6 protein-coding genes are annotated in these 10,315 nt (G+C 59.3%); 4 read left to right on the top strand and 2 right to left on the bottom strand.

The annotated features are described in order from the left end of the window. Nucleotides 1-120: 120 nt before the first annotated feature. The 3 genes from pepN (at nucleotide 121) to HMPREF1494_RS10240 (ending at nucleotide 5,044) form a co-directional block, all read left to right on the top strand. Entirely contained in the window at nucleotides 121-2,730 is a 2,610-nt protein-coding gene (pepN, locus tag HMPREF1494_RS10230) for an aminopeptidase N (RefSeq protein WP_034522685.1), read from the top strand. A 153-nt stretch (nucleotides 2,731-2,883) separates the two neighbouring features. Then, nucleotides 2,884-4,266: a phosphoglucosamine mutase gene (gene glmM, locus HMPREF1494_RS10235; RefSeq protein ID WP_003841153.1), complete on the top strand. Its 1,383-nt coding sequence runs from the start codon at nucleotides 2,884-2,886 to the stop codon at nucleotides 4,264-4,266. A 121-nt stretch (nucleotides 4,267-4,387) separates the two neighbouring features. Next, entirely contained in the window at nucleotides 4,388-5,044 is a 657-nt protein-coding gene (locus HMPREF1494_RS10240; protein WP_012902440.1) for a peptide deformylase, read from the top strand. Nucleotides 5,045-5,137: 93 nt separating this feature from the next. On the opposite strand, the gene HMPREF1494_RS10245 is transcribed toward HMPREF1494_RS10240, so the two are convergent. Continuing rightward, nucleotides 5,138-6,550, bottom strand: a complete 1,413-nt coding sequence (locus HMPREF1494_RS10245) for an APC family permease (RefSeq protein WP_034522705.1) — start codon at nucleotides 6,548-6,550, stop codon at nucleotides 5,138-5,140. A gap of 361 nt (nucleotides 6,551-6,911) precedes the next feature. Further along, a complete protein-coding gene (locus tag HMPREF1494_RS10250) occupies nucleotides 6,912-8,342 on the bottom strand; it encodes a glutamate decarboxylase (RefSeq protein ID WP_034522686.1) in 1,431 nt (476 codons plus the stop codon). Nucleotides 8,343-8,590: 248 nt separating this feature from the next. Here HMPREF1494_RS10250 and HMPREF1494_RS10255 point away from each other — a divergent pair, with 248 nt between their 5' ends. After that, nucleotides 8,591-10,180, top strand: coding sequence for a 3'-5' exonuclease (locus HMPREF1494_RS10255; protein WP_034522687.1), 1,590 nt, complete (start codon nucleotides 8,591-8,593; stop codon nucleotides 10,178-10,180). The last annotated feature ends 135 nt before the right edge of the window (nucleotides 10,181-10,315 follow it).

The following is a 10,315-nucleotide window of genomic DNA, read 5'->3' on the forward strand; positions in this document are numbered from 1 at the left end:
CGTAACGTCTGCGTAAGCTGAAACCAGCCTGAACGACCATTGGAACGATTAGGGCGGCGTAACCGGAACAACTGGTTACGCCGCCTACGTTGTACAGACAACCAAGCAACAAGGAGTGACATGCCAGGAGCAAACCTCACCCGTATCGAAGCCGAAGAACGCAAGGATACCATTTCGGCACCGATCCATTACACGGTCAGCCTTGATCTGACCCACGGAGCCAAGGATTTCGGATCCGAAACCACCATCACCTTCGACGCAAAGCCGGGATCGAACAGCTTCCTCGACCTCATCGCCAACGAAGTGAGTGAAATCGTGCTGAACGGTGAGACCCTTGATCCGACGACCGCCTTCGCCGACGACCGCATTGAGCTCAAGAATCTTGAAGCGCATAACGAGGTCACCGTCAAGGCTCTGTGCCAGTACTCCAATACCGGCGAAGGTCTGCATCGTAGCGTTGATCCCTCCGATGGCAACATCTATCTTTATTCCCAGTTCGAAGTGCCGGATGCCCGTCGTGTCTACGCCGTATTCGACCAGCCTGACCTCAAGGCCGTGTTCGACTTCTCCGTGCTTGCAGCCAAGTCCTGGATCGTCACCTCCAATATGCCGGCGGCCTCCGTGACCGATACCGAAATCGTGACGGAGGAAGGTACGCTCGGCGATCATGAGGACGAAACCACCCGCCGATGGGTGTTCGAGCCGACCCCGACCATGAGTTCCTATCTGACCGCCATCTGCGCCGGCCCATACGCCGAATGGCACACCGAATACGCCAACGAAGACGGTCGCACCGTGCCGATGGCCATGTACTGCCGCCAGGCCCTTGCCGATGCCTTCGCCAAGGACGTCGACTATCTATTCGACATCACCAAGAAGGGCTTCGCGTTCTATGCCAAGACCTGGGGCGTGCCATACCCGTACGCCAAGTACGACCAGATCTACGTGCCGGAATACAATGCCGGCGCCATGGAGAACATCGGCATGGTCACCATCCGTGACCAGTATGTGTTCGAATCCAAGGTGACCGATGCTTACGCCGAACGTCGCGTGGTGACCGTGCTGCACGAGCTTGCCCATATGTGGTTCGGCGACTATGTGACCATGAAGTGGTGGAATGACCTGTGGCTCAACGAATCCTTCGCCGAGTTCACCTCCACGCTCGCCACCGCCGAAGCCACCGAATGGAAGGATGCCTGGGCCACGTTCAGCTCCGGTGAGAAAAGCTGGGCGCTGCGTCAGGATCAGCTGAGCACCACGCATCCGATCGTCGCCCCGATCAACGACCTCAACGACACCTATGTGAACTTCGACGGCATCACCTACGCCAAGGGCGCTTCCGTCCTGAAGCAGCTCGTGTTCTATGTAGGCCGCGACAAGTTCTTCCAGGGCATCAATAACTATCTGAACAAGCATGCCTACGCCAACGCAACCCTGGCGGACCTGCTCGCCGAACTGGAGCTCACTTCCGGCCGTGATCTGAAGGCGTGGAGCGCCCAGTGGCTGGAACAATCCGGCATCAACACCATCGCCACCGAAGTGCAGGAGAATGAGGACGGCACCATCAGGCAGCTTGTACTCAGGCAGTCCGCTCCCGCCGAACATCCGGTGCTGCGCGCCCACCGTCTGGCCGTCGGTTTCTACAATGAGGATCCGGCAACCGGCAAGATCGTGCGCACCGATCAGTTCGAGCTCGACGTCGATGGCGAGACCACCGTGGTCGAGGCGGCTGCAGGCAAGACTCGCCCGGCGCTGATTCTCGTGAACGACGACGATCTGACCTACACCAAACTGCGCTTCGACGACCAATCCCTGAAATTCGCCGCCGAGAACCTGTATCGTTTCGACGATGCGCTGGCCCGTTCCGTGATCTGGCTGGCCTTCTGGGATATGACGCGTGACGGCGAACTGCCGGCCAAGCAGTTCATCGACACCTCGCTGGCCGCGCTCGCCACCGAGCACGAATCCACCACCTTCCGCTATGCGCTGGCCCAGATCAGCACCACCGCATGGCATTACACCGCTCCGGCCGACCGTGCAGCGGTCGTGGAACATGTGGCAGCCGAACTGTTCAAGCTGGCCAATGCGGCCGAAGCCGGTTCCGACGAGCAGTTCCAGCTCATCACCGCCTATCTTGGCTATGGCGAGCCGGCAGATGAGGCTTTCGCGGCCAATGCCAAGGGTTTGCTTGACGGTTCCGTGGTACTCGAGGGCCTTGAAATCGACAATAACTTCCGTTGGACCATCATCAACGCTCTGAGCACCGTGAACGAAATCGGCCAGGCCGAAATCGATGCGGAACTTGCCAAGCGCGAAACCACCGAGAACCGTGAATTCGCCCTTGGTGCCCGAGCGGTGGCCGGTACCGCAGAGGCCAAGGCATGGGCTTGGAACGAAGCGCTGAACAACAATGGGCTGACCAACATGCAGCTCGAGGCCGTGGCGGGCGGTTTCGCCGCCACTCCACGTGCCGACTTGGCCGAGCCGTATGCCGAGAAGTATTTTGAGGTGGCTGACTGGATCTGGCAGAACAAGACCTTCCACATGGCCGAGGCCCTGCTCGAAGGTTTGTATCCGGGGTATGCCGACCCCGCCAAGCTGGTCGAACTCGGTGACGCGTGGCTTGACGCCCATGAGCACGCCGACAATGCGCTCAAGCGCATTGTGCGTGGCAACGTGGAGGCCTCCCATCGCACACTGAAGGTGCGCGACTTCAACGCCGCCCTCTGACGAGAGCCGAGACAGAAGGTGGATTTCCTTTGGGAATCCACCTTCTTTCGTATGTGCTCCGTAACGTTTCATCACGATCTGCGCTGTGGTGGCGTGAGGTGAGTACGATAGTGCAAGGAAAAAGCAACTTCAGATAGCGAGGACTTGAGACTCATGCCACGTATGTTCGGAACCGACGGCGTTCGAGGATTGGCAAACAGGGACCTGACCGCACAACTGGCGCTCGATTTGGGCGATGCCGCAGTGCGTGTGCTGGGAAATAACGGCAACAGAGGCGAGTTCGAAGGCCGTCGCCGTGCGCTGGTTGGCCGTGATACGCGAGTTTCCGGCGATTTTCTTGCCGCAGCACTGTCGGCGGGCATGTCTGCGGGCGGTTTCGATGTGATCGACGCCGGCATCATTCCGACTCCGGGCGTCGCCTATCTGACTTCCGTGCTGAACGTCGAAATGGGTGCCGTGATCTCCGCCTCACACAATCCGATGCCCGACAACGGCATCAAATTCTTTGCCCGTGGCGGTTTCAAGCTGCCCGACACCAAGGAAGACGAGATCGAAGCCGTGCTTGGTCAGGATTGGGAGCGTCCGACCGGTGCCGCTGTGGGCCGTGTGAGCCATGACACCGCCACCGCAACCAACCTGTACATCGACCATCTGGTTTCCACCATCGCCCCGATCGGTCCTGACAAGTCCCAGCCGAAGCCGCTTAAGGGCCTGAAGATCGTGGCTGACTGCGCCAATGGCGCCACGTCCGTGGTCGCTCCCGAAGCCCTGCGTCGCGCAGGTGCCGATGTGATTGTGATCAATGCCTCACCGGATGGCTATAACATCAACAAGAACGCCGGTTCCACCCATCCGGAGCAGCTGCAGGCCATGGTCAAGGCTTCCGATGCGGCCATGGGTGTAGCCTTCGACGGCGATGCCGACCGTTGCCTGGCCGTGGATGAGGATGGCAACATGGTCAACGGCGATCAGATCATGGGTATTCTGGCCCGCGCCAAGAAGAACGCCGGCAAACTCAATCACGACACCTTGGTGGTGACCGTGATGAGCAATCTGGGGCTTAAGCTCGCCCTGCGTTCCATGGGCATCAAGACCGTACAGACCAACGTCGGCGACCGTTACGTGCTTGAAGAGATGCTGCGCGGTGACTATTCGCTTGGTGGCGAGCAGTCCGGCCATGTCATCAATCGCGAATTCGCCACCACCGGCGACGGCACCTTGACCGCACTGACCCTGTGCAATGAGGTGGTACAGTCCGGCAAGAGTCTCAAGGAGCTCGCCGCAGACTTCCCGCAACTGCCGCAACAGCTGATCAATGTACCGAATGTCGACAAGCTGGCCGCCGATACCAATGCCAAGGTGCAGGCAGCCGTCGAACGCGAAGAGAAGATGCTGGGAGATACCGGTCGCGTGCTGTTGCGTCCGTCCGGCACCGAGCCGCTCGTGCGCGTCATGGCCGAGGCCGAAACCCAGCAGCAGGCCGACGAGGTGTGCGAACGCCTTGCCAAGGTCGTGGCCGACGAGCTCGCATTGTAGCAATCCCCGTTTCACCCTCTGACGATCTCTGACGAAGGAAATGCCATGCTGCGGCATGGCATCATGGCACAGGGAGATGGGGGGGGGGAAGCGTGCCGGGAACAAGAACAACGGAGAAAACATGTTTGGACGTAATGCAAAAGTGAATCTCGAGCTCAACCGCGAGGTCGAGAAACTCATCAAATCCGGCGGCAAGGACAAACTGTTGCCGATCGTGCAGGCCGGCGAACCGGTGCTGCGCCAGCAGACCGCAGCCTATGAGGGGCAGCTGAGCCGCAAGACGCTCGACAAGCTTATCGACACCATGCACGTCACCATGCTTGAAGCCCCGGGCGTCGGATTGGCCGCCACGCAAATTGGCCTAGGCCTGGCCCTGGCCGTGGTGGAGGATCATGTACGTGATGGCGATGACGGCGATCCGCGCGAGGCGGCGGAATTCCCGTTCCACGTGATCATCAATCCCAGCTATGAGCCTATTGGTACGCAAACCCGCAGCTTCTATGAGGGCTGCCTGAGCTTCGACGGGTATCAGGCTGTGCGTAAGCGCTGGCTTGACATCACCGCACGGTGGCAGGATGAGGATGGCAACAGGCACGAGGAGCATCTGCATGGTTGGCCGGCACGCATCTTCCAGCATGAGACCGATCATCTCAGCGGCGAGCTGTACATCGACAAGGCGGAGATTCGGAGCCTGACCACCAATGAGAATCTTGAGGATTTCTGGTGTGAGGATCCGGTGCCGACCGAAGCCGCCGCCGAACTCGGCTTCGATCTTTAAACGGTATGCGAACAGGCGGTTGCACCTCTAACGGGAGCAGCCGCCTGTCATGGTTCAGTTTCTTCCTCTTGGAAGAAGAAGGTGGTACGGGGACTATCCTTCCGGATTCACCAGAATTCCCTTCGCGTCCGCGTTCTTCTCCGCGTCCGAACGCATATCCCAATTCGACTTGCGCATCGCATACAGAATCAGCGGCGGCATGCCAAGCACCACCACAACCACAGCCACCAGAATCGCGTAGGCCGTGGTGCTCAGACCGGTAAATCCGGCCGGACGCACGAACGTCAGCACGAAGGCCGCGGCGGAGGCGATGAAGCCGACGCCCGCAATCAGACGAATAGCCGGCACACGGTACGTGCGCCTGACTTCAGGATGGATCTTGCGCAACCGAATCGCGGAGGCGAACATCAGCATGTACATCACCAGATACAATGCGGTGGCCATATCGACCAGTGTCGCGAAGGCGGTATTGCCATTCGGAATCAGCACGAACAGCAACGCCAGCACGGTCACGATCACACCCTGCGGAATCAGAATGCCTTCCTGAACACCGTGGGCGTTGCGCTTCTGCAGCATCGGCGGCATCAAACCGGTGCGGGCGGCGGCCAGAAGGCCGCGAGAGGGTCCTGCGATCCATGTCACGACGGAAGCGAACGCGCCGAATGCGATCAGCAGCGAAATGATCGGGGTGCCCCAGCTCATGCCGAAGTGGTCGAAGAACTCCTTGAACGCCAGATTGATGCCATCGATCAGACCGAGCTCACGATGCGGCACGGCGAAGGCGATGGCCAGAGTCGGCAGAATGAACACGAGCAGAATCAACGCGGTGGCCAGTGCGATGGCGCGCGGGAACTGATGGCCCGGATTCTTCATGTCATTGGCATGCACGGCGTTGACTTCCATGCCCGCATAAGCTAGCACGTTGGAGACGATGAGCACGATCGATGCGATGCCGGTCCACGGCGGCAGCAAAGCGGAGGCATGCATGGAAGTGTGCATCGGCTCGCCGATGCCCAGCCAGATCGCGCCGAACACGATCAGCAGCAGCGCGGGGAACAGGGTACCGATCAGTCCGGAGATCGAGCCGACCTTGGCGAAGAGATTGCCGCCACGCAAAGCCACCATCGTGCTGATCCAATACAGCACGATGATCACTGCGGCAATGTACACGCCGTTATTGCCCAGATTGCCGGCACCGAACACATACGAAAGGCTCACCGCGATGAAGGCGATCTGAATTGGATACCACACCACGTTCTGAATCCACTGCAGCCAGATGGCAAGAAAGCCGAAACGGTTACCGAACGCCTCGCGCACCCACACATACACACCGCCTTTCCATCCGGTAGCCAGTTCGGCGGCGACCAGTGCGGCCGGCACCAGGAAGAACACGGCCGGAATCAGATACAGCAGTATGGATGCCAGACCATAATCGGCCATGGCCGGCAAAGAACGTAGAGAGGCCACTGCCACCACGGTCAGCATGGCCAGCTGACCGACCGACATCAGGGCTTTGCTACTCGCCCCGGCATGTGCATGTGTGCCCGTATGTGCATGATTGTCTGCACCGGCAGGCGATTTGGACGGTTTCTCGACCGGCCTCACGGCCGTGCCCGCTCCGGAACGCGCGAATCCTGAATGTGCCGCCGTGCTCGCATTGTGCGCTATCACGGCAAGCGGTTTCTTTGCATGAACTGTCATTGCAGCCAGCTTTCATAAACATAATCGTTGTAGGAACAAACATGGTTTCCTCTCCATCCTTCGCCAGCCGAGGGCATTCGCCAAGGTGGGCGAAGCCTCACCTCCCACGGATGAGGCTTCGCGGTGTCGCGTGCGGGCGCGACGGAGGATGGCGATTGGTAGAGACTCAGTGATGGAAGCCGGAGACCCGTGCCTCGCTCGGCATCGGCGCCTTCAAGCCATCCAGATACTTCACACAGGCCTTCAGATCCTTCAGGAACGATTCGGCCATATCATGGCTGAATCCGTTGCGCACCACGATGCGCTGCACGGTCACCTGCGTCAGATCCACCGGCATCGGATAGGCCGGCACCAGCCAGCCCTTCATGCGCAGACGATCCTGCAGATCGTACAGGTTCCACTTGCGATCCGGCTTGTCCTTGAGCATCCAAGCGAACACCGGAATATCGGAACCGTCGTTCCATAGAGTGAAGTCGTCCATCTTGGCGATTTCGCCCGACAGGTACTTCGCCACATCGTGCGCGGCCTGCTGCACGCGGCGGTAGCCTTCGAATCCCAAACGCAGGAACATGTAGTACTGCAACAGCACCTGAGCGCCGGGGCGGGAGAAGTTCAGCGCGAAGGTCGGCATTTCGCCGCCCAGATAGCTCACCTTGAAGATCAGGCTTTCCGGCAGGTCGGCGGTCTCACGCCATACCACCCAGCCCAGGCCCGGGTAGACCAGACCGTACTTGTGTCCGGAGGTACTGATGGAGTACACGCGCTTGACGCGGAAGTCCCACTGAAGGTCAGGCTGGATGAACGGTGCGATCATACCGCCCGAAGCGGCATCCACGTGGATGCGCACATCGAGTCCGGTGCGTTCCTCGATGCGGTCCAACGCGTCGGAGATCTTCTTGACCGGCTCGTACATGCCCGTGTAGGTCACGCCCATGATGGCCACCACGCCGATGGTGTTCTCGTCGACGTACTTGTCGAGGTCGTAGCCGTCAAGCACTTTGTGCTCTTCGGAGATCGGCACGTAACGCGGTTCCACGTCGAAGTAGTTGCAGAACTTCTCCCAGCACACCTGCACGGCGCTGCTCATCACCAGATTCGGTCGATCGGCCGGCAGGCCGGCCTTTTCTCGCGCTTCCTTCCAGCGGCGCTTCAAGGCCAGGCCGCCCAGCATGCATGCCTCGGAGGAGCCGATGGTGGAGGTTCCGATGGTATCCATCGGGTCCGGCGCATGCCAGAGGTCGGCGAGCATATGCCAGCAGCGGGATTCGACTTCGGCGGTCTTCGGGTACTCGTCCTTGTCGATCATGTTCTTGTCGGCCGCCTCCATGTACAGGCGGTTCGCATAATCGTCCATCCAGGTGCTTACGAAGGTCGCGAGGTTCAGGCGTGCGTTGCCGTCAAGCATGGCGTCGTCGTGCACCACCTGATAGGCGGTCTCCGGTAGGCTTCCTTCCTGCGGAATCTTGAACTTAGAGAAGGCCTTGGCTTCCTTCGGACGGGCGAACAGTGGGTTGACTTCCACGCTGTCGGAATCGGTGCCACCAGAATAACCATAACCTGCCGCGATGGTATTGATGTTGGAATGCATTATCGACATTGCGACTTCCTTTCATCATCTGGAACGTTCCTTGCGTTCCGATAATGTAAAAATAAACTGTCAGGCCCTCTGTTTCCTGTGGTTTTTGCCATTATTCGCTATAGGGAAATCAAAATTTATGCTCTGGATGACGAGCCCATCCGCCGAATTCGGGGGTGATAGGTGCGGGGGATCCATTCGTGCTTGGCATCTTGGTCATATTGTGGCGGGTGGAAAAAATCGTCTGCCATTCGGCTACGATTCGAGATATGAACGAAGCAGTGCAGACGGACGGTTCCTGGCTGTCCGAAGCCAAGAAAGACATCGATCAGTGGGCGGCGATGATGCCGAAGAACGCCGACAATCAGTTGATTGACTGGCAGTGGGTCGCTTCACTTGATATGGAGCGCGGTATCGGTGCGGCCGCGACGCAGCATATTGATGCGATTGCGGCGTTGCGGTACTGGCGTTCCTCCGAGACGGGATCCTCCGCGACGACTGCCATGACCGGACGGCCCGCTCCATCGCTGTCCGCACGCCAACTGCATGATCTGCTGAAACTCGATCTTGCGATTCGTGACCGGCTTGAATCGATCCTCGCGCAATGCAATACGACGTTCATGACGGATTTCGATCGTTTGATCGCCTCCTATCGTTTGCCGCGCGCGCTCGCGTATGCGAATCGTCGCCTATGTGACGAGATTGCCATCCTGCGTGAGATCGGTGCGCAGATGCGTTTGTGGACCATTACGCAAGAACGCCGTGAACGAGTCACCGTACCGGTTCTGCACCCGTATGCACGACCTGCGGATGCCGCGGATGCCGTATCCGTCGCCGATACCGCGAACGGTGATCGATTGGCATCTGACGAAACTTCGGCATCCGCCATCCGGTTGGACGATATCCAGGATCGGACCGCCGAAATCGTCAACGGCCGTGCGTCTCGCCGCAAGGCTGCACGTGAGCAGGAACGTTCCGGCCGCTATGCCATGTCGCGTGCGAACCTGAGCGGTGTGACCAGTCCCGGCGGTTCCACATTGTTCGATGACGATTCGGTGTTCGCCGCCGGTCAGGCAAGCCGGTCGGAGGAGGGCCGTCGTCTTGCCGATTATCGCAAGCCTGACTGGCGTGACGCCTACCTTCCCGGTTGTGATGTCGACAACGTGATGGGTGTCGACATCGAAACCACGGGCACCGATCCGGCCCGTACATACATCATCGACGTCGGGTTCGAATTCATGAACATGATGTCGCCACGTCCCTCGGATGCCCCGGCCGAATACCGGTATGAGCAAAGTTCCTATGTGACCGGGGACGCCTATGGCCAGGCCCGCCTTTCCTTCGGCGTCACACCCGAGAACGCCGCTGTCGGCAACGACCTGATTCTCAGCCTTACAGGCATCGACGTTCGTGACCTTGCCGGAGGTCCTCGCTTGTTCGACGAGTGGCCGGCGGCTCAGATTGGATTGCTCCAGCGTTTGGAACAGCAACCGTATGTGGCTCACAACGCCCGTTTCGAGCATGGGTTCTTCATGCTGAATATCGCCGGATATGCGGAAAGCTATCGTGCCGGCAACATTACGATCATCGATACGTTGCCGATGAGCCGCCGTTGGGATGACGGCTCGATTCCCGACGATGAGCATCCGTATGGCGACAATACGTTGGAATCTTACGCTAAACGTCAGGGCGCCTTGGATTCCTCGAAGTCGGAACGTCACCTTGGTCTGGAAGACGCCCATATCATGCTGGTTGCGATGAAGCGTCATCTCGCGATGCTCCGCGCCGAAGGGCGTGGTCCTTGGGGAGCGGACGGCAGATCAGGCCTCGGCGGCAAGCATTGCGGACGTCGCTGGTAGAGCGGGCGCCCACCTGCGTGGCTTTCCTCGTAGGCAGCGCCCGACCGCAGTGACGACACGCCGATGAACATTCGATTTCGTGTAATGCGATTGCTGTTTCATAGGACTACGACGATGATATCGGCCATGTAAGGT

The sequence above is a fragment of the Bifidobacterium sp. MSTE12 genome, from assembly GCF_000513015.1.
GTDB lineage: Bacteria > Actinomycetota > Actinomycetes > Actinomycetales > Bifidobacteriaceae > Bifidobacterium > Bifidobacterium dentium.

Bases quoted from the DNA above. Each gene is read 5' to 3' on its own strand.
- pepN (WP_034522685.1), top strand. From the start codon at position 121: ATGCCAGGAGCAAACCTCACCCGTATCGAAGCCGAAGAACGCAAGGAT.
- glmM (WP_003841153.1), top strand. From the start codon at position 2,884: ATGCCACGTATGTTCGGAACCGACGGCGTTCGAGGATTGGCAAACAGG.
- HMPREF1494_RS10240 (WP_012902440.1), top strand. From the start codon at position 4,388: ATGTTTGGACGTAATGCAAAAGTGAATCTCGAGCTCAACCGCGAGGTC.
- HMPREF1494_RS10245 (WP_034522705.1), bottom strand. From the start codon at position 6,550: ATGTCGGTCGGTCAGCTGGCCATGCTGACCGTGGTGGCAGTGGCCTCT.
- HMPREF1494_RS10250 (WP_034522686.1), bottom strand. From the start codon at position 8,342: ATGTCGATAATGCATTCCAACATCAATACCATCGCGGCAGGTTATGGT.
- HMPREF1494_RS10255 (WP_034522687.1), top strand. From the start codon at position 8,591: ATGAACGAAGCAGTGCAGACGGACGGTTCCTGGCTGTCCGAAGCCAAG.